This window comes from Bombilactobacillus sp. ESL1092, assembly GCF_058107465.1.
Window position 1 is genome coordinate 1,838,006 of record NZ_CM176594.1, and the last position, 26,183, is coordinate 1,864,188.

General features: G+C 37.2%; 29 protein-coding genes. 24 read left to right on the top strand and 5 right to left on the bottom strand.

What is annotated here, in order from left to right; translation table 11 throughout:
- Window positions 1–102 precede the first annotated feature (102 nt).
- The 23 genes from AC3B6Y_RS08810 (at window position 103) to AC3B6Y_RS08920 (ending at window position 19,760) form a co-directional block, all read left to right on the top strand.
- Window positions 103–522, top strand: coding sequence for a terminase small subunit (locus tag AC3B6Y_RS08810; protein WP_489791030.1), 420 nt, complete (start codon window positions 103–105; stop codon window positions 520–522).
- Complete coding sequence (locus tag AC3B6Y_RS08815) at window positions 509–1,777, top strand: PBSX family phage terminase large subunit (RefSeq protein ID WP_489791031.1); 1,269 nt, start codon at window positions 509–511, stop codon at window positions 1,775–1,777. The genes AC3B6Y_RS08810 and AC3B6Y_RS08815 overlap by 14 nt, the downstream gene beginning before the upstream one ends.
- Window positions 1,778–1,789: 12 nt before the next feature.
- Entirely contained in the window at window positions 1,790–3,196 is a 1,407-nt protein-coding gene (locus tag AC3B6Y_RS08820; protein ID WP_489791032.1) for a phage portal protein, read from the top strand.
- The gene (locus AC3B6Y_RS08825) at window positions 3,183–4,577 is read left to right on the top strand and encodes a minor capsid protein (protein WP_489791033.1); all 1,395 of its coding nucleotides are present in this window, start codon (window positions 3,183–3,185) and stop codon (window positions 4,575–4,577) included. Before AC3B6Y_RS08820 ends, AC3B6Y_RS08825 begins: the two co-directional genes overlap by 14 nt.
- Window positions 4,577–4,756 carry a hypothetical protein gene (locus tag AC3B6Y_RS08830; protein WP_489791034.1) on the top strand — a complete coding sequence of 60 codons (180 nt, stop codon included), beginning with the start codon at window positions 4,577–4,579 and terminating at the stop codon, window positions 4,754–4,756. Before AC3B6Y_RS08825 ends, AC3B6Y_RS08830 begins: the two co-directional genes overlap by 1 nt.
- Window positions 4,757–4,964: 208 nt before the next feature.
- Window positions 4,965–5,567 (top strand): DUF4355 domain-containing protein, encoded by a 603-nt coding sequence (locus AC3B6Y_RS08835; protein WP_489791035.1) that lies wholly within the window; start codon window positions 4,965–4,967, stop codon window positions 5,565–5,567.
- A 4-nt stretch (window positions 5,568–5,571) separates the two neighbouring features.
- Window positions 5,572–6,396, top strand: coding sequence for a N4-gp56 family major capsid protein (locus AC3B6Y_RS08840; protein WP_489791036.1), 825 nt, complete (start codon window positions 5,572–5,574; stop codon window positions 6,394–6,396).
- Between the two features lie 10 nt (window positions 6,397–6,406).
- Window positions 6,407–6,739 (top strand): phage head-tail connector protein, encoded by a 333-nt coding sequence (locus AC3B6Y_RS08845; RefSeq protein WP_489791037.1) that lies wholly within the window; start codon window positions 6,407–6,409, stop codon window positions 6,737–6,739.
- A complete protein-coding gene (locus AC3B6Y_RS08850) occupies window positions 6,736–7,038 on the top strand; it encodes a hypothetical protein (RefSeq protein WP_489791038.1) in 303 nt (100 codons plus the stop codon). Before AC3B6Y_RS08845 ends, AC3B6Y_RS08850 begins: the two co-directional genes overlap by 4 nt.
- A gap of 6 nt (window positions 7,039–7,044) precedes the next feature.
- The gene (locus AC3B6Y_RS08855) at window positions 7,045–7,389 is read left to right on the top strand and encodes an HK97-gp10 family putative phage morphogenesis protein (protein WP_489791521.1); all 345 of its coding nucleotides are present in this window, start codon (window positions 7,045–7,047) and stop codon (window positions 7,387–7,389) included.
- A complete protein-coding gene (locus AC3B6Y_RS08860) occupies window positions 7,389–7,787 on the top strand; it encodes a hypothetical protein (protein ID WP_489791039.1) in 399 nt (132 codons plus the stop codon). Before AC3B6Y_RS08855 ends, AC3B6Y_RS08860 begins: the two co-directional genes overlap by 1 nt.
- 1 nt (window position 7,788) lies before the next feature.
- Window positions 7,789–8,310, top strand: a complete 522-nt coding sequence (locus AC3B6Y_RS08865; RefSeq protein ID WP_489791040.1) for a phage major tail protein, TP901-1 family — start codon at window positions 7,789–7,791, stop codon at window positions 8,308–8,310.
- Window positions 8,311–8,376: 66 nt separating this feature from the next.
- Window positions 8,377–8,781, top strand: a complete 405-nt coding sequence (locus tag AC3B6Y_RS08870; RefSeq protein WP_489791041.1) for a tail assembly chaperone — start codon at window positions 8,377–8,379, stop codon at window positions 8,779–8,781.
- A 53-nt stretch (window positions 8,782–8,834) separates the two neighbouring features.
- Complete coding sequence (locus tag AC3B6Y_RS08875) at window positions 8,835–9,083, top strand: hypothetical protein (protein WP_489791042.1); 249 nt, start codon at window positions 8,835–8,837, stop codon at window positions 9,081–9,083.
- A 2-nt stretch (window positions 9,084–9,085) separates the two neighbouring features.
- Window positions 9,086–13,777, top strand: coding sequence for a phage tail tape measure protein (locus AC3B6Y_RS08880; RefSeq protein WP_489791043.1), 4,692 nt, complete (start codon window positions 9,086–9,088; stop codon window positions 13,775–13,777).
- A gap of 12 nt (window positions 13,778–13,789) precedes the next feature.
- Window positions 13,790–14,581, top strand: a complete 792-nt coding sequence (locus AC3B6Y_RS08885) for a distal tail protein Dit (protein ID WP_489791044.1) — start codon at window positions 13,790–13,792, stop codon at window positions 14,579–14,581.
- On the top strand, window positions 14,578–16,563 hold the full coding sequence (locus AC3B6Y_RS08890; RefSeq protein ID WP_489791045.1) for a phage tail spike protein: 1,986 nt from the start codon (window positions 14,578–14,580) through the stop codon (window positions 16,561–16,563). Before AC3B6Y_RS08885 ends, AC3B6Y_RS08890 begins: the two co-directional genes overlap by 4 nt.
- Before the next feature lie 15 nt (window positions 16,564–16,578).
- On the top strand, window positions 16,579–16,809 hold the full coding sequence (locus tag AC3B6Y_RS08895) for a hypothetical protein (RefSeq protein ID WP_489791046.1): 231 nt from the start codon (window positions 16,579–16,581) through the stop codon (window positions 16,807–16,809).
- Window positions 16,802–17,005, top strand: a complete 204-nt coding sequence (locus tag AC3B6Y_RS08900) for a hypothetical protein (protein ID WP_489791047.1) — start codon at window positions 16,802–16,804, stop codon at window positions 17,003–17,005. Before AC3B6Y_RS08895 ends, AC3B6Y_RS08900 begins: the two co-directional genes overlap by 8 nt.
- Window positions 16,965–18,062, top strand: a complete 1,098-nt coding sequence (locus AC3B6Y_RS08905; protein WP_489791048.1) for a BppU family phage baseplate upper protein — start codon at window positions 16,965–16,967, stop codon at window positions 18,060–18,062. Before AC3B6Y_RS08900 ends, AC3B6Y_RS08905 begins: the two co-directional genes overlap by 41 nt.
- A 16-nt stretch (window positions 18,063–18,078) precedes the next feature.
- The gene (locus AC3B6Y_RS08910) at window positions 18,079–18,375 is read left to right on the top strand and encodes a hypothetical protein (RefSeq protein ID WP_489791049.1); all 297 of its coding nucleotides are present in this window, start codon (window positions 18,079–18,081) and stop codon (window positions 18,373–18,375) included.
- Window position 18,376: 1 nt separating this feature from the next.
- Window positions 18,377–18,778, top strand: a complete 402-nt coding sequence (locus tag AC3B6Y_RS08915) for a hypothetical protein (protein WP_489791050.1) — start codon at window positions 18,377–18,379, stop codon at window positions 18,776–18,778.
- The gene (locus AC3B6Y_RS08920) at window positions 18,771–19,760 is read left to right on the top strand and encodes a GH25 family lysozyme (protein WP_489791051.1); all 990 of its coding nucleotides are present in this window, start codon (window positions 18,771–18,773) and stop codon (window positions 19,758–19,760) included. The genes AC3B6Y_RS08915 and AC3B6Y_RS08920 overlap by 8 nt, the downstream gene beginning before the upstream one ends.
- A gap of 163 nt (window positions 19,761–19,923) precedes the next feature.
- Here the strand turns inward: AC3B6Y_RS08920 and AC3B6Y_RS08925 are convergent, their stop codons facing one another.
- The 5 genes from AC3B6Y_RS08925 to AC3B6Y_RS08945 form a co-directional block, all read right to left on the bottom strand.
- Window positions 19,924–20,001, bottom strand: coding sequence for a type I toxin-antitoxin system Fst family toxin (locus AC3B6Y_RS08925; RefSeq protein WP_489791522.1), 78 nt, complete (start codon window positions 19,999–20,001; stop codon window positions 19,924–19,926).
- Between the two features lie 883 nt (window positions 20,002–20,884).
- Window positions 20,885–20,962: a type I toxin-antitoxin system Fst family toxin gene (locus AC3B6Y_RS08930; protein WP_489775560.1), complete on the bottom strand. Its 78-nt coding sequence runs from the start codon at window positions 20,960–20,962 to the stop codon at window positions 20,885–20,887.
- 1,096 nt (window positions 20,963–22,058) lie between these two features.
- Entirely contained in the window at window positions 22,059–22,694 is a 636-nt protein-coding gene (locus AC3B6Y_RS08935) for a uracil-DNA glycosylase (RefSeq protein WP_489791052.1), read from the bottom strand.
- A 164-nt stretch (window positions 22,695–22,858) separates the two neighbouring features.
- On the bottom strand, window positions 22,859–23,215 hold the full coding sequence (locus AC3B6Y_RS08940) for a cyclophilin-like fold protein (RefSeq protein WP_489757662.1): 357 nt from the start codon (window positions 23,213–23,215) through the stop codon (window positions 22,859–22,861).
- Between the two features lie 170 nt (window positions 23,216–23,385).
- On the bottom strand, window positions 23,386–24,123 hold the full coding sequence (locus AC3B6Y_RS08945) for a dihydrofolate reductase family protein (RefSeq protein WP_489791053.1): 738 nt from the start codon (window positions 24,121–24,123) through the stop codon (window positions 23,386–23,388).
- A 300-nt stretch (window positions 24,124–24,423) separates the two neighbouring features.
- On the opposite strand from AC3B6Y_RS08945, the gene AC3B6Y_RS08950 reads away from it, so the two are divergent.
- Window positions 24,424–26,181 carry a 1-deoxy-D-xylulose-5-phosphate synthase gene (locus AC3B6Y_RS08950; RefSeq protein ID WP_489791054.1) on the top strand — a complete coding sequence of 586 codons (1,758 nt, stop codon included), beginning with the start codon at window positions 24,424–24,426 and terminating at the stop codon, window positions 26,179–26,181.
- The last annotated feature ends 2 nt before the right edge of the window (window positions 26,182–26,183 follow it).

Here is a 26,183-nt window from a genome sequence, read left to right on the forward strand (position 1 = left end):
TTAGTGCTATTTGGGCTTCATTAACTATTATTTCTTGCTTAGTTCAAATAAAATATTAAAGGCTAAAGGATTAACAATTTAAGGTGGTGAGTTGATGAAGTTATGAAATTGACAGTTAAACAGCAGAAATTTGCTAATGAATATATTATCTCTGGCAACGCAGGTGAAGCTGCAAGGAAAGCTGGATATTCAGAAAAGACTGCTTATCAAATGGGTGCTGAGAACCTTAAAAAACCGTATATCAAGGACTACATTAACTCTAAGCTGAAAAAACTAGAATCAGATAAGATTGATAGTCAAAAAGATGTGCTTGAATTTTTAACTGCTGTTCGAAAAGGTGAGATTACTGAACAGGTTGTAACTAATAAAGGCGAAGTGATTACCGTGCCACTTGGTGGCAAAGACCGAATTAAGGCAGCTGAACTTTTAGGTAAGCGATATGGTACTTGGGTTGAAAAACATCAAGTTGATGGTGATTTGAATATTAGCATTGGGGTTGGCGATAGTTATGAAGACAATTAACTTGAACTTTCCCAAACCAGCCAATGTGTTCAATCGCCAAATATTTGACCATTTGCAAGACTATTCTCACTTCACGGAAATATGGTACGGTGGTGCATCAAGCGGTAAGAGTCATGGCGTGGTGCAAAAAGTAGTATTAAAAGCACTGATGTCTTGGAAATATCCCCGCAAGATATTGTTCACACGTAAAGTTGGACGGTCGATTAAAGATTCAATCTTTACTGATGTGCTGGATTGCTTGTCCAACTTTAAAATCATTCAATTTTGCAAAGTTAATAAATCCGATTACACGATCACGTTACCAAATGGTAGCGTATTTTTATTTAAAGGCACAGATGACCCTGAAAAGATTAAGTCTATTAAAGGATTATCCGATGTAGTAATGGAAGAAGCCACTGAGTTTAACCGTGATGATTACACGCAATTAACCTTGCGACTACGTGAACCGAAACATAAGCAGCGGCAAATATTCTTAATGTTCAATCCGGTTAGCAAATTGAATTGGGTCTACAAACAGTTCTTTGCCGAAGACGTTGTAATAGACAAGTCTAAGGTTGCTATTTATCAATCAACATATAGAGACAACAAGTTCTTAGATAAAGAGAACCGGCAGGTCATTGAAGACCTTGAGAAAACTAATCCGGCGTATTACAAGATTTACGCTTTAGGCGACTTCGCCACATTAGATAAATTAGTTTTCCCGCACTATGAAATTAGACGTTTAAATATGTACTCCAAGGAACTCAAAGATTTGCCTTCGATGTTTGGTTTAGACTTTGGTTACGTTAACGACCCGAGTGCTTTTATCCATGTGAAAGTAGATACTCAAAATAAGATACTTTACGCAATTGAAGAATACACGAAGCGTGGTTTACTGAATGATCAACTGGCTGATGTGATTAAAGAGCTTGGCTATTCAAAAGAAATTATCACAGCAGATGCTGCTGAAAAGAAGTCTATCGAAGAAATGCGCCGCGATGGAATAGATAGAATTAGGCCCGCAAAAAAAGGTCCTGATTCAATCATTCAAGGTGTCTCATTCTTGCAACAGTTCAAATGGGTCGTAGACGACCGTTGTGTGAAGCTGATTGAAGAACTGGACAATTATACCTATCAAAAGGATAAAAGCACAGGAGAGTACCTAAATAAGCCGATAGACAGTTACAACCACGTCATTGATGCGACACGTTACGCAGTTGAAGAGATTAATGGGAAAGCAGCAGCTAAATTCAAAGTTTATAACGTTCAAATTTAAGGAAGTGTTTTAATGGAAATTGGAAGTATTACGGATAATAATTTGTTCATTTATCCGCGGGATCAAACATTAACTAGCCAAGAGTTAAAGAGCTTTGTTAAACAGAACCAAGGTTCACTTAATAGCGGTTATACCGAAAACATTAAGATGTATAAAGGTCATTACCCAATTCAAGATGAACCTGCGAAACCTTTAAATAAGCCTGATAATCGAATTACAATCAATTTTGCAAAGTACATCGTAGATATTTTTAACGGGTTCTTTATTGGCATACCGCCACAGATTACTAGCACCAACGATTCAGTTAATCAGAGATTGCAAGACTTCAACAATTCAAATTCATTTGCTGATAAATTAAATGAGATAGCTAAGCAGACCAGTATTTACGGTCGCAGCTATCTTTTTTTGTACCATGATGAGAATGCCCAGACAAAAGTTGCGGTTTCAAGTCCACAAAGTTCATTTATTATTTACGATGACACCGTGGCGCAAGAACCCTTATATTTTGTACGTTATGTCGTGGCTAATCAACAAACCACGACTACGGTTTATGATGCTAATAATTATTCGGTGTACGATGATGACTTTAAATTAATTGATAACGGAACTCATATGTTTAATGGTGTGCCAGCGGTTGAGTTTATTGAAAATGAAGAACGTCAAGGGGCCTTTGACTCGGTTAAATCAATCATGAATGCAATTAATAGTGCTGTGAGTCAAAAAGCAAATGACGTTGAAGCCATTGCCGACGCATATTTGTTTTTAAAAGGCGGCGATTTTGATGATAAAACATTGGCTCAATTAAAGGACCAGCGAGTATTTAGTAATAGTGACCCCGATGCTGATGCCAAGTTCTTAGAACGTCCAAATGGTGATGGGACTCAAGAACATTTAATTGATCGCTTGGAAGATAAGTTATTTGCGACTTCAATGGTTACCAATTTAAATAACTTGGATTCGGGAGCAAGTTCGGCAACTAGTGGTTATGCCATTGAGTTAAGAATGCAAGCCATGCGTGGTTTGGCTGCTAATAAGGAACGCAAATTTACTAACTCATTAAGAAATTTGTATCGTATTTGGTTTAACGAAAAAGGTAATGCGGTTCCAAGTTTAATTGGCCGTGTGAAGAATGCCGTTACTCATCAATCAAATGATCCAGTGAACGACTTAGTATTTAAATTCACACGAAACTTACCGAAGAATATTAGTGATGAAGCCAATACCGCACAAACTTTAGAAGGCATTGTGTCTAAAGAAACCCAATTATCAGTTTTATCAATTGTCAACGACCCAAAGGCTGAAATTAAGCAGATGGAAGACGAGGTTAAAGATAAAACTTTAAGCGCGTTGAACACTAATCCGGCTAATTATGACTTCACTCAATCATCGAAAGTAGATTCTAGCGATGACGAAGAATAATGATTATTGGTTAGACCGCGAGAAAGCTTGGATTAATCAAAACTTAGCTGATGATCAAGAGTTTGCCCAGCAGATTGAACAGCAATATCAAAAGATGATTAATTCAATTGATAAGCAAATTAAAGAGTTCTATATCAAGTATGCTAACGTGGAGCACGTTACGATGAGTGAAGCTATTAAGCGTGTATCACAATTTGATGTGAAGTCATTTGAAAAGACTGCGGCTAAGATGGTTAAAGCTAAGGACTTTAGTGATTATGCCAATGCTAAATTAAAGCTTTACAACGCTACTATGAAAATTAATCGGCTGGAGTATTTGAAGTCTGAGATTGGTTTGGAACTAGTTAAGACTAATTCAGATATTGAACAACAGTTAGGTGACCATTTAACCGATGCTTATCGTGCGGAAGTTAAACGCCAGTCGGGTATTCTTGGTTATCACAATCAAGTCACGGACGTTAAAAATAAAGCTGAGAGTGTAGCTAATGCGGATTTTCACGGGGCAACTTGGTCACAAAGGTTGTGGGCGAATAATGACGCATTAAAATCTAAATTAGATACATTACTAACGCAAAGTTTGATTCAAGGTTTAAGCATTGATGATTTAGCTTGTAAAATTAAGGATCAACTGAAATCTAATGTTAAAAATGCGACGTATGTCGCGCAAAGATTAGCTCGGACAGAAACCGCTCGGGTTCAAGACCAAGCGCAAAATGATAGTTTCAAACGTTACGGGATTGAATATGTAAAATGGGTCTATGAACCGACTGCCTGCGCGCAATGTGTTGAAATTGGTGAAGCTCATGACGGTATTTATAAGTTAACTAAGGCCCCAGGTATTCCGGTTCATGCCAATTGTCGATGCTCTAAAGCAGCGTATGTACCTGATAAGATAATTGATGAACGTAACCCCGTTGGTTTAGATGATGACGAGCTTAAAGCATTGTACGATTACAAGGGATTTAAATCTTATTACGTAAATTATTCTTTGAGAAATGATATTGAATTAACTGATGAACAAAAGCAATGGACTACTAATTTAGATCGCGCTTTAGACAAGTTGCCATTATTTGATGGTTCTAATACAATTTTAAAACGGTCATTTCCTAATTTTACGCATAAAGATGATATGTATAAATTATTGAATCAGTTATATACCGATAAAGTATATGCTCCTAAATCTTATATATCAGCTAGTAAAGATACGTATGATAAAAATGACGTGCTTAGAATGATTATTAAAAAATCACATAGCGGAAGAGATTTAAAAGGTTATAATGATGGTGAACAGGAAGTACTATTTAAACGTGGAACAAAATTTAAAGTTCTTGATATATATCTTGATGATAATAAGCCAATTGTAATTCTGGAGGAGATATAATGGTTAACAAGAAACTTTATTCTGATGATCGCTGGAATGCCTATCCGAATGAATGGAAAGCTATTGATAATAGTAAACCTACGGTTGAGTCTAAAAAAAAGCATGATAAATTCATGAAGCAATTACGTAAAATTTGGCATTTGGATGAAAATGGTAATGAGATTAAAGATAAGAAATAAAGTCACACCTAAAAATGTATTTCTGGTGGGTAGATTTAATTTTAGTAACTAGTCTGAATAATTATATTAAATTAACTAAAACGTCTTAAAACGCAAATTAAGGCGTTTTTATTATGCGCAAAATTTGACCAAGCATTGAAGTCTTTAAAAGCTATGGATAGTGCAAGCATTGAGCCACTTAAAAAAGCAATGGGAAGGAGTTTTAATTATGGATAAAGATTTAAAAATGAATTTGCAGTATTTCGCGGAACCTAACGAACCAAAAGATGATTCGAAGCCTGAGAAACCAGAGAAAAAATATTCTGATGCCGAAGTAGACCAAATTGTTAAGACTCGGTTAGCTCGTGAAAAGGAAGAACAGGCAGAGGCGATTGAAAAAGCTAAGCAAGACGCTTTAGAACAAGCAAAAAAGGAAGCTAAGATGACAGCGGACCAAAAGCGAGACGCTGAGTTAAAGAAGTTGACTGATGCTAAAAATGAAGCTGAAACTAAGCTTGCTCATATCAATTTGCTAGATGAAGCACGTTCAACTTTGAAAGAGTCCAACATTGATTTAACCGCTGATGAATTGGAGTTAGTAGTTGGTGCTGATGAAAACACGACTAATCAGAATATTGAGGTAATCAAAGGCATGGTTGAACGATTATCGGGCCAAGTTAAAGATGAGTTATTAAAGGGTTCCACGCCAAAGAGTGCAAGTTCAAAATCAACAGTAACGATTGAACAATTCAATCAGATGAGTAGTCAAGAACGTTCAGAGTTGTTTAAAAAGGACCCTGAGACGTTCAGTAAATTAACAGGAGGAATTTAAAAATATGGCAGATGTTCAAACAATGTTAGCGGATTTAGTCGATCCACAGGTTTTATCACCAATTATTTCTTATAATTTAAAGAATGCGTTGCGGTTTACACCATTAGCAACGATTGATAACACTTTATCAGGTGTGCCGGGTGACACCTTAACAATGCCCGCTTTTGGCTACATTGGTGACGCGCAAGATGTTCCTGAAGGGCAACCTATTCCGGTTAACAAATTGGGTACCACTAATAAATCAGTCAAGGTTAAAAAAGCTGGTTTGGGTACTTCAATTACCGATGAAGCTGTTTTAAGTGGCTATGGCGACCCCGTTAAAGAGTCAACCAATCAGTTAGGCTTAGCCTTAGCCAATAAGGTTGATAATGATTTGTTAGCAGCAGTAAAGACAGGTACACAAACTGTCTCAATTGCAGCTACTGTTGCTGGTATTCAATCAGCATTGGATGTATTTAACGATGAAGACACTGCGCAAGTAGTCTTGGTAGTTTCACCAAAGACCGCTAGTGCTTTGCGTACCGATGCTGTTAAACAGAAGATTGGTTCTGATGTTGGTGCCAAAGAATTAATTAATGGTACCTATGCTGATATTTTAGGCGTGCAAATTGTTCGCTCACGTAAATTGTCCGATAGTGATGCGTTATTCGTTAAACAGGGTGCTTTGAAGTTAGTAATGAAACGCAGTGCTTTGGTTGAAACTCAACGTGTTGCCAATACCGCTTCAACTGAAATCTATGCAACTGAGCATTATGCACCTTACTTGTTTGACGACACCAAGGTAGTAGTTGGTACTATTGGTGGCGCACAATCTAAAGCTGCAAAGTAGATGATTTTAAATGACTGATTATTTAGGTCAAATTAAACAAGTAATTGGCATTGATAACGCTGAAAGTGATGCGACACTCACGACTGTTATTGAATTAATTATTGCCCGCTTAAAAGCTAAGCTCAATCAGACTGCGGTACCACCTGAACTGGACTATATTGTGATTGAGGCAAGTATCTCAAGATTTAATCGAATTAACGACGAAGGGAAAACGACGGCTTCGGAAAGTGATGTTTCGGCAACCTATCAGACTGATGACTTGGCGCCATTTGCCAAAGATATTGAAGATTGGTTAGCTAATCATGAAGAGACTGAAGCCAGTTCAACGTTTCATTTCTATTGAAATACGAAAGCCAAGTGACGTTTGTTAAGCAGTCGCAAACGCATTATGATCCTGATTTAGGCGAAGAAGTAGGTGGTGAGAGTAGTCAAATCACTAAGTTGGCGCATGTTTCTAGCCCAAGCATGGCTAAATCAACGCTAGTATTTGGTGATTTAAAGACTACCGATATTTTGATTCATTTGAAGCAACCATATTTAGATACTTTTGATTATTGCCGAATCAATAACCGAAAGTATTTTTTTGTGACTCAAAAAATCGTTAATCGTCGGCAAATAATTGCTTTAAAAGGAGATGGTTAATTGGATGTGAAAGTGTCAATCACTGGCGGTGAAGCCTTTGAAAACTTTTTGAAAATTCCAGAAACTATTGGCTTCAAAGCTGCGGAAGTCGTGAAACGTAACGGCGGAAAAATGCAGCAAAAAGCCCAAGAGTATGCTCCAGTCCGCACCGGTTATTTGAAACGTGCCATTACATTGAATTTTACAAATAAAGGGCAACAATTTAGTGCTGTGATGGACGGAACGGCACCTTACGATTCTTACCAAGAATATGGCACGCGGTTCATGAGCGGTACACCGCATATTAGACCGGCATTTATGTTTCAATCCCAGGATTTTGTTGATGAAATCGACAGGTTGGTGAATCACTAATGAAAGACCCAAATCAAGCGGTTTATGACGCAATTTTCAAAGCTAGTTTGAACCTAGGCTATTCAACGTATAATTATTTGCCTGATAATAGCGCCAGTTATCCCTTCGTCTATTTTGGCGAACAATTTGATACGCCAATTGAATTGAAATCTTACCAAGAATTAGCCGGGCAAACGAATGTAAGTGTGCATATTTACGGTGAGCGGCAGAATCGTAAATTAATTAGTGATATGAGCTTGAACTTAGTTCAAACTACTAAGCAAATTCATCAAGCTGATGTTTATAGCATTGGTTTTTTAAGTTGTAATAAACAAATTCTCCAAGACAATTCCACAGCTACGATTTTGTGGCATGAAATCTTGGACTTTAATTTTAATTATTTGAAAGGAAGTATGTAACATGGCTAATCCAATTCAAGGTGACCAAAATATTTTAATGTTTCGTTCAATGGCCAAACAGGCAACTGATAATGCGGTTAAGTTAGCTTTGCAGACTAAACACACTTGGAAATATGATTCCAAGTCTGAAACGACGCAAACGAAAGACGGAAGTGTGAACTCACCATCGAAACCAACGGTAACCTTAGAAATTGAAGCGTTGAGCAGCCGCGATGACGTTAATGAGATGTTAGAAGAAGCGGCTAAAAATTCTGAAAAATTAGAAGTCTGGGATGTGGATATTTCTAACAAATTAGCTGATGGTAAGTATAATGCCACTTATGGCCAAGGGTATTTGCAATCATGGGAAGTACCTTCTGAAGTCGGAAAATTTAACACCATTAAAACTACGGTTAATATTGATCAATTACCGCAAAAAGGTGAAGTTACTTTGACGTTAGAACAAGAAAAAGAAGTGCAGTACGTCTTTACGGATACGGCACCACAAACTAGCGGTGGTAATGACTCTAGTTCTAATGCCTAGTTTAAGAAAAGTAGGGTTCGATTCCCTACTTTTTTGTTATCTGAATTAAAAAAAGGAGATTTAGTTATGGAAATCAAGATTGATGGCAAGGATTATAAGTTACATTTCGGTGTGAGCTTTATTCAAGAGCTTGACGAGAAATTTAAAATTGATGTTCAAGTAATGCAGTTTGGTGCTGGGGTTTCAACTTTATATGCTAAATTGCAAACACCAAATCCTTATCCATTGTTTCAGGGGATTCATGCCGCATTAAATACGCAAATGGATTTAAGTGCGGAGCAATACGATGAGTGGGTGGATTCATTCAAATCCGATAAAGAATATACGGATTTTTTCAAAAAATTTGTCAAGCAATTAAAGACAACACGACAGACCAAGCCCTTAGTTCAACTGTACGAACAGAGTTTGAAGAAAGCCAAAAAAGAAACCGAAAAAGCGTTCACGGAAGCCGAGCAACCTACCGAAGAATAATTTTAGATTGCTTTCGTTTTTTGGGGGTTAAGTCCTTAAAAGAAGCGCAAGAAATGACAATTGTTGAGTATTCCATCCGTATGGATGCCTATTATTTAGCAAAAGTTGATCAGTTAAATGATATATACACAGCAGCTTGGGCCAATTTAATGGCTAAAGGCTTAAAAACTGGTGATACGTATGCTGATTTATTCGATTATGAAGGTGCCATTAAAAAACTAGATGGTAGTACTGATGAATTAGACCCCGAATTGTTAAAAATTGCGAAACGAGTTCAAAAATATCAAAAGAAAGGAGGCTAAATATGAGTGATTATACAACCCGAGCTATTTTAACCGCTTCAGTTGGTAATTATGTAAGTGGCATGGCCGAAGCTAGAAATGCTTATAAGTCATTTAAAGATGAAATGCGGAACACGAGCACGGCACCAATTGATAACTTAGGTAAGTCTTCAACCTTGGTATCTGGTGTAATGAAACGGGCAATGGCGGTAGGTGCTACTGCTGTTACTGGCGTGAGTGTAGCTGCGGTTAAAACTGGTGCCGAATTTGAACACCAAATGAGCCGCGTAGCCGCAATTAGTGGTGCCACGGGCAAAGATTTTACGGCTTTGAAAAAAGAAGCGATTGATTTAGGTGCTAAAACGCAATTTAGTGCCAAAGAAGCTGCCGAAGGTATGGAAAATTTAGCGTCGGCAGGTATGAAACCGAAACAAATCATGGAAGCCATGCCAGGTGTTTTAAACTTAGCAGCCGTATCTGGTGGTAATGTTGCTGAAGCGGCAGATGATGCAGCTACGGCGATGAACGGCTTTGGTATTGAAGCTGATAAATCAGGTCACGTGGCTGATGTTTTTGCCAAAGCCGCTGCCGATACCAATGCTGAGGCAAGCGATATGGGCCAAGCCTTAAAAATGGTCGCACCCCAAGCACATGCTGCTGGTTTAAGCTTGGAAGAAACTAGCGCTGCCATTGGTATTCTATCCAACGCCGGTATCAAAGGTACTGAAGCTGGTTCGAACTTGGCAATGGCCTTAACTAAGGTGCAAAATCCATCGGAAGAAGCTAAAAAAGCGATGCAACAAATTGGTTTTAGCGCTTATGATTCCAGTGGCAAGATGAAGCCCTTAGCCCAACAAGTTGAAGAATTACGTGGTAAATTATCTGGCATGACCGATCAGCAAAAGCAGTATTACATGTCTGAAATGTACGGTGTCCAAGGTGGTCGTGCAATGAATGTTTTACTAGACTCACAACCCGGCAAGCTAGAAAAATTAACGAATTCATTAGTTCATTCTGATGGCGCTGCCCAAAAGATGGCTAACCGCATGCAAGATGATTTAAGTAGCTCAATTGAGCAATTGGGCGGAGCCTTTGAGTCCTTGGCTATTGCTGTTGAAGCAGTCTTTGATGGTGATTTACGTAAGGGTGTCAATGCCGCTACTAAATATGTCCAAGAATTTACTAAGTATATTCAAGCTAACCAAGGTGAGATTCAAAAAGAAATTAAGCATATTGAATCCATGGCTAAAACATTCTTAGGCTTTTTACCAAGTATTCAACAAGTAACCGCAGCATTAAAAATTCTCTTACCGGCATTTGTAGCTTTAGAAACCTTTAAAGGTATTGGAGTAGGCGCCACTAAAACTATTCAAGCCTTAGAAACTATGCAAGCTGATTTAGGTTTAGTAAGTCAAGGTGTAACAGTGGTTTCTAGTGGTATGGGTAATTTTGTAAAAATTATGAATGCTGTAACTTTAAAACCATTTATAGGTACTTTAACAACTGCTAAAGATGGTCTTTCTAAATTTTATTCAAGTTTAAAAGAAGGTTCGTTTGTTGAGTCTTTTAAAAATCATATTAATCAAGTAATTGAATCTTTTAAAAACATTGGTTCCAATGCAAAAGAAGCTAGTTCAAAAGTTTCTACAGCGTTACAAAATATGTATACGTCAATGCGTCACCCGATCAAAGGGACTGATGAAGTTACTGGGGCATTTACCAAAATGAAAAATAGCATAACTAGTTCAGCTGATAGCATGGCAACTAAACTGAATCAGGTATTTTATGGATTGCTAAAATCCATTGGTGCCGATGATAAAGCTATTGCTCAATTAACCAATACAGCTATGAAAGATGGCGATGCTATCGGTGAAATTGGTCACGGTGCTAGCAAAGCTTCGGAAGGTCTAAAAAATGGAGCAATTGCAGCCGGTGGATTAGGCAAATCATTAGGTGCATTAAGTGGTGTTGCGATGGCGATTGCCGCAGTGGCAGGTTTAATTTACTATGCTTGGTCAACTAATTTTGGCAACATTCAAGGCGTGGTTAAAACTGCTATTGGTGGCGTTGAAAGTATCTTGAAACCATTGAAAATCACTATTGACCATGTGTTTGATTCGCTGAAACCAATTTTGCCAGTAATTGAAAATATTGGTAAAGCCATTGGAGCATTAGCAATTGGTGCTATCGTTAGTGCTGTAATCGCTTTGGCCGGTGCTTTGCGAATTACAGTTGATGTTTTAGGCGCAGTCTTAAATAGTGTGATAGCGCTCGGTCATGGGATTGTTGGCATCTTTGAAGAAATCACAACTCATGGCAAAAAAGGTCAAGAAGAATTCAAAAAAGCTGGCCAATCAATGAATGCGGCTAAGAACAATATTAAAGATATTGGCACTACTGTTTCTGATACCGGTAAAACATTTTCTGATTCATTTCACCAAATTGGTAAATCAGCAGATGGCAGTAAGAGTCATTTTGACGGCGTGAAAGTTTCTGTTAATCAAATTGGTGATTCGGCTAAGCAGATGAAAAAAGACTTTGATAGTTCTAAAACTAAATTATCCGATTTGATTAACAATGATGGTGTTAGTGCCAAAACTAAAGAATTTTTGAAAAATGTTGAGAGCACATTAACTCAATATCAATCTAATGTTGATAAAGCTTCTAAAAAATATAACGACTCCGTTAAAAAAGCGGAATCTAAAACTGGTTCCGACCGATTAAAAGCTTTAAATCAAGCAAATGCTAATTTAGCTAAAGCTACTGCGCAAAATAATCAGCAGTTATTAAATGTAACTCAAGATTTGGACCGGCAATTACAACAGAAAAAGTTTAGTGATGGCACAGCTATGACTAAAGATGAAGTTAAAATTTTGACCGATCAAAACAATAAATACAAAGAAAAATTGATTGAGCAAAACCAAATCTATGTACAAGCGCAAGAAGCGCGAATTAAGAATGGTCAAAAGCTTAATAAAACTCAACAAAAGGCAACGATTGACACTTTAAATGCCAACTATCAATTAGAAGCACAGCAGATTCAAGTTGGCGAGCAAAAGATTAAAGATTTAAAGGCTAAAATTCAAAGTGATAAAGATGCCACGACGAAAGCGACTGATGAACAAGAATTAACACAGCTACAAACACACCAAAAACAATTAGTTGATAAGCAAACAAGTTTCGGTCAACAGATGAACACAGTTATTGCAAACGGTAGCAAGCTTAACTTCAATACTTGGAAACAAGGATTGGATAGTTTAGGTCAAGTTACCAGTGATCAATTGCAATCTATGTTCTTATCATTTGTTTCCATGAATAATAATACTAGTCAACAAATGCAAGCTTTTGCGTATATGCTACAACAAGGTGGAGTCCAAGGCGTCAACGGTTTAGTTCAAGCTTTAAGCGATGGTAAGTTCAGTGCTAGTGAAGCGGCGCAAGTAATGAATAGCAGTACCATTCAAGGTCTTCAAAGTTTGCCTAATTCAATGTTTAAGAGCGGAGAAGCTGGTAAAAATTCATTTATTAATGCGTTACGAAATGGTGATTTTAAAACAGCTGGCCAATATTTAGCCAATGAATCAGCTAAAGGTGCATCTAATGGTAAAGGACAACACAAAAAAGCCGGTCAAAAACATGCTAAAAGCTATACACAAGCTATTCAGGTTTACGATGCTCGCCCAGCAGGTCAAAAGTTAGCTGATTCAGGTGCTCAAGGTGCAATTCAAGTTACTGATAAATACCATTCAGCAGCAAGAAAGAATGCTAAAAACTATTCCGGAGCCATGCACAATAAAACCAGTTTAGATGAAGCCGCTGGTGCAGGTAATGACTTGTCTAAATCGGTCACTAATACTTTGGCTAAAGCTAATAGTCAATATACCGCAACTGGGAAAGATAATGCTAGAAAGCACGCTAATGGTATTAAATCAGAAAAGGGCAAAGCTAAGGACGCTGGTAAAACAGTAGCTAGTGCAGGTGCTGATGGTACTGCGGCTCATAAGCAGAAATTCAAAGATGCTGGTAAACAAAACGGTGACAGTCATAATAATGGTCTTACTTCTAAAAAATCTAAAGCTTATGACGCGGGTAAAGCATTAGCCCAAGCAAGTAAAAATGGTGCTAACAGTATTTCGTTTCATAGTGTTGGCGTTAATGAAGCTCAAGGTGTTGCTAATGGTATTTACGATAATACTAATTCAGCCGTGCGTGCTATGCGTAATTTAGTTAATAAAGTTAACCGTGAAGCAAAACGTGTTGCAAAGATTCATTCACCATCGGCGTTAATGCGGGATGAAGTTGGTAAGTATTTAGCATTAGGTGTCGCTGATGGGATTGACCAAAACTCAGATGAAGCTGCCAATGCCATGGATTCGATGATTAACAAAATGGTAAAAGATACATCTCAATCAGCCGAAGCTATGAATGGCGCTATTTCTAAGTTAATGAAGAACTCGATGGAGTCCATGGAAGCGATGGATGCCATGATTACTAAATTAATTACTAAGATTAAAACTAATGGCTTAGAAATTAGTTTGAATATGCCAGATATTGACTCAAGCGATTTAAATAGATCCGTTAATTTACAAGCAATTGCTGATAAACAGCCAGCTCATTTAACTTTAAAAATGGGTAATAATGAATTTAATGGTTTTGTTGACGATATTAGCAAGACTCAAGATATTAACTTGTCGCTTAATCGTTTTGGCGTTTAGAAAGGAAATAATATGTATACTTTTCGTGATTTAAAATCAGATAAACCATTACAATTAGAACGGTTGCCAGCTGAAGCGTTGGCAGTTAAGATCGGTAACCAATATACTTTTTTAGAAGAGTTGATACCTGGTTACCAAACACTGCAAGTTAGTGGTCGTGAACTATCAAATTATTCACTAGCTGAAACTTCAATTAATGGCATTGATGGCTCAATTATAGGACAGTTTAGTCATCCTAGTCGAGATATTGATATTAAATTTCAATTACAATGCGATGACCCCAACGATTTTCGGCAAAAATTCAATAGGTTAATGTATTTTTTAAATAATCCGAATTTGTCTTTTAACTTCAAAGATGAACCGGATTATTTTTATACTGGCATTTTAACTAAAGTGAATAGTGTAGAAGCTGGTGAATTGAATGTGATTTCTGATTTCACATTACATTGCCCAAGTCCTTGGAAAGTTAGCAGCGTTAAATCTTTAACGGTCGCAAATAGTGACACAATCAAGGATCATTATTTAATTTATCCAGTGATACCTGAAAGTATTATATTTAGTTCAACTGCCGCTAATTTTAGTTTTACTAATCAAACACAGGACCAAACATTCGGCTTAACTACTGCGCATTCTAATGTAGTTTTGATGCCAAATGATGGTTCAGTAACCAGTGGTGGGACTTCAATTTTGAACGATATTACGATGTTTAGCGAGCTTGAACAGTTACAAATTAAGAACGGTGATGTAATTAAGATTACTAACGGTAGTTCAGCAACGATTAAATATCGGAGGTGGTTACTGTGAGTCAAGCAACTTTACTATTGCTAGATAAAAATGAGACCGTATTTCAGCGCATCCCACCTAGTAATTTAATTGAATTGTATGAAACGCAAGAGTTACGGGCTGCCTATCAAATTGATGGCACATTACTAGCCAAGGTTTATATGGATTCATTTGACACTGCTAAGTACGTGGCTATTAGTAATCGGAAAACGCAGGAATACCATATTTATGCGTTGACTAATTGGAAGATTAACAATGACCACCAGATTATTTTTAGCGGGGTTGATGAGGCGCACTTTGAGTTAGATGGTGATGGCTTCATTCAAGACCGGCGTTTTGTCATGAATGATTTTAGTAAGATAATTCAACCAATCTTTGACGGCAGCCGTTGGACCTTACGCTCAATTCCCGATGGTGAGATACCCGTTGGTACAATCAATTTCTACTTTGAAAGTCGTTTGAATGCGTTAAATGATGTAATTGATTACTTCGATGTTGATGTTGATTTTAGCTATCAAATAACGGGCAATAAAATTACTAATCGGTATGTAGATATTTACAGTTCGATGGGCAAAGACACCGGCAAACGGTTTGCTTATGGTTCTAACGCGCTATCAATCGTTAAAGAGACGTCAACCACTAACCTTTATACAGCAGTAGTACCGCGGGGTGATGGAATTGCCAAACAAGACGAGAATGGTAATGACACTGGCGGTTACAGCCGGAAGATTAATATTGCTGATGAAGTGTGGTCAAAAGCTAATGGTGACCCAGTGGATAAGCCTAAGGGACAACTTTGGCTAGAAATACCAGAACGTACTACCCAGTTTGGCTATCCAAGCGGACGACCTAAAGTTCTAATTAAAGACTATGACGGGATTAAACAAACTGATGATTTAATCAGGCAAGCCTATTTAGACTTAGAAGAAATTTCGCGCCCACAAGTCCAATTTTCGACTTCCGTTACTGAACTAGGTGATGTAAGCCTTGGCGACGCAGTGACAATTGTCATGCCGCAATACAAAATTGAATACAAAACGCGGATATTTAAGTTAAAGATTGATTTATTGACTAACACGCGTTCAGTAGCGGAGTTTGGAGACTATGTAGTTAAAACCGCTGGCCAGCGGGCCTATGATATGTGGTTGAAGCAGAAGAAAAATCAAGATAATCAAGACGATGTTAATGCTGGTTTAAGTGACACGATTGATAAAAACCAGCAGGACCAAAGTGCGTGGAACGATAACCAAACTCAAATTAATCAAGCTACTAATGACAAAATTGAACAAAATCAAGAGACTCAAGACGCTATTAATAGCGATTTACAAGCTGCCGATGAACAAGCTCAAAAGTTAATTGACGATTATTATAAAAAACTAACGGCCGAAGTGGCTCAAGCTCAAACTGATATCAGTAGCTATATTTTAGGCCAAGACCAACTTGGGGAAATTCTGTTTACCGATAAAGACTTTTTGCCGACGCGAAAAAATATTTACAACATTATTGCCCGAACATCGTTAGACGGTGGCAAAGGTCAATTAGTTTTCAATTCGAACGGGCTAGGCTATTACGATGGCCAGAAATTAGTTAAAACGGCAATCACTAACGATGGCCGAGTTTACGCTGATGCGATTACTGGCAATAAAATTACTGGTTTAACTATTGCTAGTGGAACTATTACCGCTGGTGAAATTAACGGTGCTCGGATTGATGCAGCTGATATTCATGGCGGTTTCATTTATTCACCCACAATTGACGGCGGAAATATTAAAGGTATTACGATAGACGGCGGCACGATTAAAGGTGAAACGAGTATTAATTTAGGTGGCGTGAGTATTAGTAAATATGGGATTTCTACACCCGCGTTAACCGTTAATGGTGATATTGATGGTGTCGTAGGTCTAGGCGTTAGTGATCACGTCTGGCTGGGTCAAAAGGAACTCACGTGGGACGGATATTATTTGTATTACGGTGATCGAAAAATTGCCTTTGCTGAAGATTAAAAAGGAGAAATTTAAATGTTGAATAAACAAAATAAAGTAATTAATTTAACAGCTCAATCGATGGATGAGAATGACAATGTGTTGGCCAACTTTACTGCGACCATTTATCCAAATTCAAACCGCTACTCAATTAATCAAACAATCGAAAATATTAATGACGAACAAAACAAACAAGTTGATACTGATTTTGCTGATTTTAAAGATTCAATCGAAGCCATGTTGCCAAAGGAGTTAGCTAATGAATAATCAAGCAGTAGCAACTAAGTTAGCAATTAAAATCGCTAACTTAGAATTAAATCTTGCCCAACTTCAAGTTATAAATGAACAATTAAATCAAACTATTAATGAGCAAAAGTTAAAACACCCCGATGATTTTCCGGGTGATAAGGCAGGCGATAAAAGTGGTAAAAACATTCAAAATCACGCAAAATCTACAAAATAAATATAACGGCGAAAATCTACCGATTAGAGTCCGCCAAGACGATGTAGGGACAATCATTCAAAGTCAAATATTTACCGAAGATAACACACCGTACGATTTAACTGGTTGCGTAGTTACTTTCAATATTCAAGGCGCAACTGGCATACCGATTTTAGGTGAACCAGCTACTATTATTGATGCAAAAAATGGATTAATCCAATATGCGTTAACTGCTAAAGACACGAAACACAGTGGTCACGTGAAACACGCGTTTTTTAGAATTACAAATAATACGGCACTTGAATCAACTGGTGATATCGATTTAATTATTGAACCAGATTTAATAATTACTGATGATGATTATTTACAATCTGTAAGTAGTTTTAAAAATAAAAAAGCTGGAAATATGGATAATCCTAATATCTTGCAAGATTCAGAATTTACTAATTATTTATCACAAGAAATGTTTAATAATTATTCTGTCAAAAGAGAAATACAATTTTACTATGATCAAAGCACTACTTCAACTAATACAGTAATTGGTGTAGCCGCTCAAAATAGCAATCATACTAAAAATCCTGATTTTGCTCAATATTTAATGATGTATTTTAAAATTACGCCAAATGCTCAAAAAATCGTAGTCAAAAATTTATATGGATTAAAATCATATCTAGTATTGCCATCTAAGAAATTCGGATTATTGAACGGAGATGGTGCAGCAAATATTAACGGAAGTCCATCGACAAATACTAAGAGTGTTGTACCAAAGGATGTTTATTGGTTAAATACTAATCGTAATCAATATAGTATATTTTCTAATGCTCAAGATGCAGTTGGTTTTAAAACTTTAGAATCTGAATCAAATGGAAATATTAATTCGTTTGAACTAGATTTAACCAAAAATACACATTGTTTAACTACCGATAATTATTTAATAATTTCGGTATTCTGGGTAGAACCACAACAATATGCCGCTTACATGAATCTTTCTACAACTGCCCTTGATTCTGGAATTACGCAATACATGATTTATCCTAATCAAATAGAAGCAATCAGTTATTATTTACCAGAGGATTAATTGGAGGTGAAGTTATGTGCATTCATTTTTAGGTTTAAATTGGGGCGAATGGGCTTCAATCATTGCAATTTTAACTTTTTTCGGTGGTTTAATTACGTGGATTTTTAAGATGGCTTCAAAATCGATGATTGCGCCATTGACTAACTCAGTGGATCAATTAACTAAGTCCATTCAAGAATTTAGGCAATCTTCCACTAAGGAGCACAAAGAGTTCAAAATTCAATTAGACGAGCATGAAGATTTGCTTCACGACCATGAGAAAAGAATTTATCTAATTGAAAATAAATTTTTAAGCAAACACAAAGGAGATTAATATGAATTTTTTAAATAGTCTTAATTTAGGCACTGGGACCGAAATAGTCGGGATCAGTGCTATTTGTTACGCCGTCGTCCAGGCGTTTAAGCAAACTAAGTTTGGTAATCACTGGTTGCCGTGGCTATCAATGGGTGTTGGAGTCGCTGCTGGTTTGGTCATGGGCGTAGTCCAAAACGATACTCACTTGGTTTCGGTAGCAGTTTTAGGTTTTCTTATTGGGGCGGCAACCGCGGGATTATTTGACGGCTTTAAAGCTCCGGCCGTGGTTGTTAAACAGAAAAATAAAGGTGCTACCCCGATTAATTCACCCAATGGTGAACTAGTAGAGAACGCCCAAGATATTGTTAAATCAACCATTAACAAGCATTTCAATCAGTTAGGCGGTGAACAACATGACTAACTTTGCAGTTGATGTTTCTAGCTATCAAGATTCCAGTATTGATTACTTTAAACAGTTTAAAGCCGCTGGTGTGCAAACAGCCATCATTAAACTCACGCAAGGGTCGCCAGCCGGTGATAACTATTTAAATCCCAAAGCTAGTGAACAAATTAAATCAGTGCAAAGCGTTGGTATGAATGTCTCCGTTTACCACTACTTCAAAGGTCAAGGGTACAATGACTCGCAAAATGAAGCTAAATTCTTCCTATCTAAAATTCAAACATTTGGATTACCGAAATCGACGACTTTAATTTGCGATGTTGAAGATCCAAGCTTACATGCTAGCTCAGTCATGAACGATGTTAATGCGTTCATGCAATACCTGATTAATGCTGGCTACACTAATGTGGGACTGTATAGCATGGCAAGCTGGTTCAATGGTGGCATTTTAAATGCTTGGACCTATCCATTGTGGGTGGCAAGTTATGGCTCAAGCACTTGCGGCGTTAATGGGAATGTTCAGGCTTGGCAATACACCGACAACTGGTCGGACCAGTCGGTTGATATGAGTTACGATTATGGGCTATTCAATAGGAAAAAAGTAGCCGAACAACCACTTAAATCACACGAAAATGTGGTAGTAACTAAAACCCAAACCTATACCCGCGAACGATTCGGTATGTGGCTCAATCAAAAAATTGAACCTAAGACGCAATGGAAGTCTGGTGGCATTATTGGCATTGACGGTCAACCTGCATATTTAGTAGCCGGAGGAACTTATTTAATGCAAAATGCTACTGATCAAGATGGCATTGCAACTGTACATTCATATTTGTCTAGTAAAGCGCCTTTAATCAATAAAAAGGGTAACTATGTACGGACTGTGATAAACGGCGATGTTTACAAGTTTAGTAACTTTGTCAAAATTAACGACAGTTGGTGTTATCAAGTAGCTGCTAATGAATATCTACCGGCTTTATATACTGTTGGTGGTGGTAAGTAATAAAGAGCTCCCTAAGTGGGAGCTAATACATAATCAAATTGTGGGATTTCAGAAATAAATGTGTTATTATAAACATGCAAGGATATTAGAGAACATGAATGCAACACAAAAAAGACGCCTAGTTTACCCGGACAGTGACTAGACGTCTTTTATTTTGCGTCAACTAATGTTTATTGATCCACCATGTAAAGATGGCAATAACAATTCCGACAATAATCGGCGCTATGATACTAGAGAACATGATTACACCCCCTCACGTTGCTGTGTCGGGGCTGCAACTTAAATATTATAGCATAGCAAAAGTGTTTTACTTTTAACTAAATGTTGTTAAACTAAAAGAGTAGTTTCGCTAACTATGGAGAACAAATGGTGAACAAAAGTCTTATAAACGTTGATTTATCAATAACATTTAAATCGTTGTTAGATCAATGAGATTTAGAACTTGAGGTAGTTCTTAAAAACGCTCGGCGATGTTTTAGATAGTTGTTAGATCAATGAGATTTAGAACGCCATCCTGTCGTTCAAGCTTTCGGAGTAGGTTTTAGATAGTTGTTAGATCAATGAGATTTAGAACTTTAAACGTTAAGCAAGAAATACTTAATGGGTTTTAGATAGTTGTTAGATCAATGAGATTTAGAACGCTTTTTCTTCTTTGGTAGTGGTTAAGTAAGTTTTAGATAGTTGTTAGATCAATGAGATTTAGAACAATGGCGGTGTCTTTTTCGACGATAATCAAGTTTTAGAGTTGTTAGATCAATGAGATTTAGAACGGAAAACCTGCAGAATAGTTGTTGATTTAAGTTTTAGATAGTTGTTAGATCAATGAGATTTAGAACTATAATCGCTGAAAAGATACATCAGATTCCGTTTTAGATAGTTGTTAGATTAATGATTTTTGATGCTCAAGTAGCTGCTGATGAATATCTACCAGCGCTTTATGCTGTTGGCAGTGGCAAGTAATAAAAAAGCTCCCGAAGTGGGAGCTAATACATAATCAAATTGTAGGATTTTGGGAATGATTGTGTTACTATAAGTATGTAAAGATGTTGGTAAACATAACTGCAACAAAAAAAGACACCTAGTTGACCTGGACAGTAACTAGATGCCTTTTTATTTTGCGTCAATTAATGTTTATTAAGCCACCATTTAAAAATGGCAATAACAATTCCGACAATAATCGGCGCTATAATGCTGGTAAACATAAGTACACCCCCCTTATGTTGCTGTGTTGGGGCTGCAACTTAAATATTATAGCATAGCAAAAGTGTTTTACTTTTAACTAAATGTTGTTAAATTAAAAGAGTAGTTTCGCTAACTATGGAGAACAAATGGTTAACAAAAGTCTTACAAACGTTGATTTATCAATAACATTTAAATCGTTGTTAGATCAATGAGATTTAGAACGTACAAAATCAACCTGCTTAGCTCGTCGACGTTTTAGATAGTTGTTAGATCAATGAGATTTAGAACGCATTAGGATATTTGCTGAACGGAGTTGTAGTTTTAGATAGTTGTTAGATCAATTAGATTTAGAACTCTTGGACTGCTTGCCCAGCACCCGGACACGTTTTAGATAGTTGTTAGATTAATAATTTTGATGCTATCATGTAGCTGCTGATGAATATCTACCAGCTTTATATACGGGTTGGCAGTGGTAAGTAATAAAAATGCTCCCAATGCGGGAGCTAATACATAATCAAATTGTGGGATTTCAGAAATAAATGTGTTATTATAAACATGCAAGGATATTAGAGAACATGAATGCAACACAAAAAAGACGCCTAGTTTACCCGGACAGTGACTAGACGTCTTTTATTTTGCGTCAACTAATGTTTATTGATCCACCATGTAAAGGTGGCAATAACAATTCCGACGACAATCGGCACTATAATATCAGCAAACACAAGTACCCCCTCATGTTGCTGTGTCAGGGCTGCAACCTAAATATTAAATCGTGAAGAAATCGCTTTATGTTTTACTAGATTAAAAAAGGAATTATGTTAACTACTATCAATAAAAGTGTTTAGAGCGTTGATTTATTAATAATCATTGAACTTTGTTAGATTAATAATATTTAGAATTTAACCTGTGAACAAGAAATACTATTTAAATAGTATTTGATAAACGTCATAATTAAAAATAAGTTTTATTTCAATAGTCGCTGGCAAGATTAATTTAAATTATATAACAAACAATTATCATACCAGCAATAAAAGCTGAGCATGATTAAAATTGTCTTTCTAACCCATTTTAATATTTGGAGACCCACCCGTACACTGAGCCTTTGAAGCGCAATAACTACTTAATATATGATGTTAATTGTTCCCAATCGTGTTTAATTTGAGTTGCTAATTTCCGGTTATAAAAAATGGCGGCGGGGTGATAGGTACAATAAATTTGGTATTTTTTCGCGGACCATTGATAAGCATCTTTGGTAGCATTTAATTGTTGAATTGGTTGATTAAAGATTTGCCCGTGAATGGCAGTTAAACTTTGTTTAGTACCTAAAATACGTTGGGCTGCGGTACTACCTAAAGTGACGATTATTTGGGGTTGAACCCAATTGACTTCGTAATCAAAAAATGGTGCTTGCGCTAGGATTTCTTTTTGGGTTGGCTTGCGGTTAGGATATTTGGTGACTAATTGGTGGGTCTTTTTGTCTAAAACTTGTACCACTTTATAGGGACGACTACGTACAACACTAGTTATATAAACATCATCGCGAGTTAATTGCAGTAGGGCTAAAGATTTCATTAATTCTTGCCCAGAGCGACCGTGAAAGGGAATGTGCGTTACAATCTCGTCTTTGCCCGGGGCTTCGCCAACCAACATTAAAGTAGGGTGCTGTGGTCCGGCACCTTCGTTCAGGCCTTCTAGCTGAAATGCTTGTGAGCGCCGGTTAACTGCGGTAATTAAAGCTTTTGGATAGTTCACTAATTTTACGCTTCCCTTTAAAATAATCATAGTTGATAGATTTAAGTATAATTCTTTTGGCGTCAAGATGTTTATTCATTAATAAAAATACTCCATTATAGTTAGGCGTATACCTAATAATAATGGAGTATTTTGGTTTAAGAAGTTACTCAAATTAACTGGTACTATTGCCGTTCAAAGTAAGCAATGGTGTTATTAGGATAATTAGCTAATTGAGCGCCATTTTGTTGGATATGGCCTAGTTGAATTAAACCTTTTGCATAACCGAAATTCTGAATAAAAATGGCTAAATTGCCCCAAGGTGCATATAAAGTAATATCGCCAACTTGAGCGGCACTACCACTCGGTGCTGTTTGAGTATTTAATGTAGTCGGGAGATCAGCTATTTTTTCAGTCTGACCATAATTTTTTAAAGTTAGTGTTAGTGGGAGCAGCTGAAGAAAATCCTGAGCGGTTGGCGAATCATTAATTTGTGCAAAATAAGCATCGTTATTAATAATAATTTGGATTGTTGTAGTCATTGAAAATCCTTTCAAATTAAAATTTTGATATATAGTGACGCAAATCGTCTGAGGTGCTGATAAAGAGAAGAGTTGAAACAACAAATTTTGTAAATTTAGGCTGATATTTATTATTCATACTGGAAGGTTAAACCCCGCTTCTAAGCACTTCTGTCGCAACTGTCGGTTATTCAAGTTCTTTGGCTAACATTTAGAGGAATATATCTTAACCATAGGACATTATCAGCGATGACTTGTGCCGAACGCAATTTAAAACCAATGGGTTTTGGATCGTGGCTAAACTGGGAATTAAATAGGCGAGCAGTATGTTCTTGACCGTCAATCGCTGGCGCCACGACTAAACTAATTTCGTCAATCAAACCAGCGGTAAGAAAACTCCAATTTAACAGTCCACCACCGCCTAACATCAAATTGTCTAAGCCGTATTCAGCAGCTAATTTTTGCAACACCAGTGCTAGATCAATTTCTTGTTCTCCCGCAATGATATAGGGAATTTGTTTTTGCCGTAAAAATGTTTTATAGGAATTGGATGCTTGGTTAGTCAAGACTTCAATCACAAACGCAGTTTGCCCAGCATAAGCAGTAGTATTTTGGGACCAATTAAGACAACCGTGACGATCAAATGCAATGTAATAGCAACTTTGTTGTTGGTTAATCAGATAATCACCGGCAGGAACGATGCTAGAAGTATTGTGGTCAGCAATAAATTGACCTGGCGCAAAATAGGATTTGGAGGTATTGCTACCATAAATCCAACCCTGAAAGTGAAAACTATGCGGATTGTTTTTTTGAAAACCAATGGTTTGAAAGAATTTTGTTGCACTATGATCTGACAAAGCAGTACTAAAATTACCAGTAATCCGCCCATCGAGGGAAGTATAAATATGAAGTATGATTTTGGGACGCAATTTAGCCACCTACTTTCATAAGATTTAATAATAATTATTTGTAGCATAAAACCTAGAGTTAACTGTAAGTCAAGCTAACCAAGTATGCTCTTTGGTTATAATTGGCTATTAAAAATAAGTATTAGACAGTAGCTAAGAGGATATCTATACTGGGGGCACAGAAACAGTTTTCTGGGCAACTTAAAAATTGTTTAGGCGTATGTTGAATAATAAATGGTGAAAATCATTTGACTTAAACAGCACTTTAAGTATTATAGTTGCTTTTGCAAGATTAAAATTAAATAAGAAGAAGGTCATTTTATGAATCAACATCCAGATTATCTTTTAAACCAAATTAACGGACCTCAAGATTTGAAGCAACTGCAATTACAAGATTTAGAACAATTAGCGCAAGAGATTAGAACGTTAATTTTAGAAAAAGATGCCGCACAGGGTGGTCATTTAGGCCCGGATTTAGGAATTGTCGAAGCAGCGATCGCTTATCATTATGTGTTTAACGCTCCGACTGACAAAATTATTTGGGATGTTTCTCATCAAACTTATCCCCATAAAATGTTAACAGGGCGCGCGCAAGCGTGGCTAGATCCTGAGGCTTATGATACAGTTACGCCGTATAGTAATCCGGAGGAAAGTCCGTATGATTACTATTCGATTGGGCACACCTCAACCTCAATTGCTTTAGCAACGGGCATGGCCAAAGCTCGTGATTTAAAAGGAACACATGAAAATATTATGGCTTTAATTGGTGATGGATCCCTGACCGGCGGTTTAGCGTATGAAGGGTTGAATAATGCAGCCATTGAACCGAACAATTTGGTGATTGTAATTAATGATAATCAATGGTCCATTGATAAAAATGTTGGTGGGCTAGTCCAAGCCTTACAAAAATTACGATATTCTAACGGCCAAGCTAGTGATAATTTGTTTAAAGCTCTAGGCTTTGATTATCGTTACGTAGCCGATGGTAATGATTTAACACAAATGATTGCGGCTTTTACCGCTGTGAAAGATATTGATCATCCGATTGTAGTTCATATTAATACTTTAAAAGGCAAAGGCTATCAACCCGCAGTTGCGCAAGAAGAAGCGCATCATTGGGTAGCACCGTTTGACTTAGCCACAGATCAACCTTTAGCTCCAGTCCCCACGACGGTTACTGCCAATTCAACCGCTTTAGATGTCGTAGCGCAACAAATTGATGCTGGACAACCAATTATGGCAATTGATGCGGCGATTCCGGGAGTATTTGGTTTGGACCGTATTAAAAATGATTATCCGCATAATTACACTGACGTGGGGATTGCTGAACAAGAATCCGTCGCCTTTGCAGCTGGTTTTGCCAAAGCAGGTGCGATTCCCATTCTGTTTGAAAATTCGACCTTTTTACAACGTGCCTTTGATCAATTATCGCATGATGTGGCGGCTAATAACTTGCCAGTAGTGATGCTCGTAGCTGGTGGAGGAATGTCGGAACAATCGAAAACGCATCTGGGAGTTTTTGATCAAGTAATGCTATCTAATTTACCTAATTGGCTATATTTAGCACCAACTAGTTTAGCTGAAGAACAAGCAATGTTGACTTGGGCCATTAAGCAACGCCAACACCCCGTTGCTATTAAGTTACCAACCAATACAGTACCGCTGACTACTCATAATCACCCAGCGCGTGATTATCAAACGATTCATTATCAAGTGCAAGCGGGGCAAAAGGTTGCCATTTTAGCTTTGGGTGATTTTTATGAATTAGGACGCCAAGTCGCGGACAAAGTAGGTGCTACATTGGTTAATCCGGTGGCCGCCAATATTTTAGATGATCAGACGCTCACACAATTGGCCGCTGATCATCAGTTGATTGTCACTTTAGAAGATAACTTATTAGACGGGGGCTTTGGCCAAAAGGTAGCATCTTATTTAGGTAAGTTTGACGTTCAAGTTTTAAACTTTGGCCAAAAGCGGGTTTACACTGATCAAACGCCGCTACAGCAACTTTATCAACAAAATAATTTATTACCTGAACAAATCATAGCAGCCATTCAAGCTAATCTAACAGATCATTAGGA

Excerpts from the sequence above, each read along its gene's own strand:
- AC3B6Y_RS08810 (WP_489791030.1), top strand. The coding sequence starts at position 103 with ATGAAATTGACAGTTAAACAGCAGAAATTTGCTAATGAATATATTATC.
- AC3B6Y_RS08815 (WP_489791031.1), top strand. The coding sequence starts at position 509 with ATGAAGACAATTAACTTGAACTTTCCCAAACCAGCCAATGTGTTCAAT.
- AC3B6Y_RS08820 (WP_489791032.1), top strand. The coding sequence starts at position 1,790 with ATGGAAATTGGAAGTATTACGGATAATAATTTGTTCATTTATCCGCGG.
- AC3B6Y_RS08825 (WP_489791033.1), top strand. The coding sequence starts at position 3,183 with ATGACGAAGAATAATGATTATTGGTTAGACCGCGAGAAAGCTTGGATT.
- AC3B6Y_RS08830 (WP_489791034.1), top strand. The coding sequence starts at position 4,577 with ATGGTTAACAAGAAACTTTATTCTGATGATCGCTGGAATGCCTATCCG.
- AC3B6Y_RS08835 (WP_489791035.1), top strand. The coding sequence starts at position 4,965 with ATGGATAAAGATTTAAAAATGAATTTGCAGTATTTCGCGGAACCTAAC.
- AC3B6Y_RS08840 (WP_489791036.1), top strand. The coding sequence starts at position 5,572 with ATGGCAGATGTTCAAACAATGTTAGCGGATTTAGTCGATCCACAGGTT.
- AC3B6Y_RS08845 (WP_489791037.1), top strand. The coding sequence starts at position 6,407 with ATGACTGATTATTTAGGTCAAATTAAACAAGTAATTGGCATTGATAAC.
- AC3B6Y_RS08860 (WP_489791039.1), top strand. The coding sequence starts at position 7,389 with ATGAAAGACCCAAATCAAGCGGTTTATGACGCAATTTTCAAAGCTAGT.
- AC3B6Y_RS08865 (WP_489791040.1), top strand. The coding sequence starts at position 7,789 with ATGGCTAATCCAATTCAAGGTGACCAAAATATTTTAATGTTTCGTTCA.
- AC3B6Y_RS08870 (WP_489791041.1), top strand. The coding sequence starts at position 8,377 with ATGGAAATCAAGATTGATGGCAAGGATTATAAGTTACATTTCGGTGTG.
- AC3B6Y_RS08875 (WP_489791042.1), top strand. The coding sequence starts at position 8,835 with ATGACAATTGTTGAGTATTCCATCCGTATGGATGCCTATTATTTAGCA.
- AC3B6Y_RS08880 (WP_489791043.1), top strand. The coding sequence starts at position 9,086 with ATGAGTGATTATACAACCCGAGCTATTTTAACCGCTTCAGTTGGTAAT.
- AC3B6Y_RS08885 (WP_489791044.1), top strand. The coding sequence starts at position 13,790 with ATGTATACTTTTCGTGATTTAAAATCAGATAAACCATTACAATTAGAA.
- AC3B6Y_RS08895 (WP_489791046.1), top strand. The coding sequence starts at position 16,579 with ATGTTGAATAAACAAAATAAAGTAATTAATTTAACAGCTCAATCGATG.
- AC3B6Y_RS08900 (WP_489791047.1), top strand. The coding sequence starts at position 16,802 with ATGAATAATCAAGCAGTAGCAACTAAGTTAGCAATTAAAATCGCTAAC.
- AC3B6Y_RS08915 (WP_489791050.1), top strand. The coding sequence starts at position 18,377 with ATGAATTTTTTAAATAGTCTTAATTTAGGCACTGGGACCGAAATAGTC.
- AC3B6Y_RS08920 (WP_489791051.1), top strand. The coding sequence starts at position 18,771 with ATGACTAACTTTGCAGTTGATGTTTCTAGCTATCAAGATTCCAGTATT.
- AC3B6Y_RS08925 (WP_489791522.1), bottom strand. The coding sequence starts at position 20,001 with ATGTTCTCTAGTATCATAGCGCCGATTATTGTCGGAATTGTTATTGCC.
- AC3B6Y_RS08930 (WP_489775560.1), bottom strand. The coding sequence starts at position 20,962 with ATGTTTACCAGCATTATAGCGCCGATTATTGTCGGAATTGTTATTGCC.
- AC3B6Y_RS08940 (WP_489757662.1), bottom strand. The coding sequence starts at position 23,215 with ATGACTACAACAATCCAAATTATTATTAATAACGATGCTTATTTTGCA.
- AC3B6Y_RS08950 (WP_489791054.1), top strand. The coding sequence starts at position 24,424 with ATGAATCAACATCCAGATTATCTTTTAAACCAAATTAACGGACCTCAA.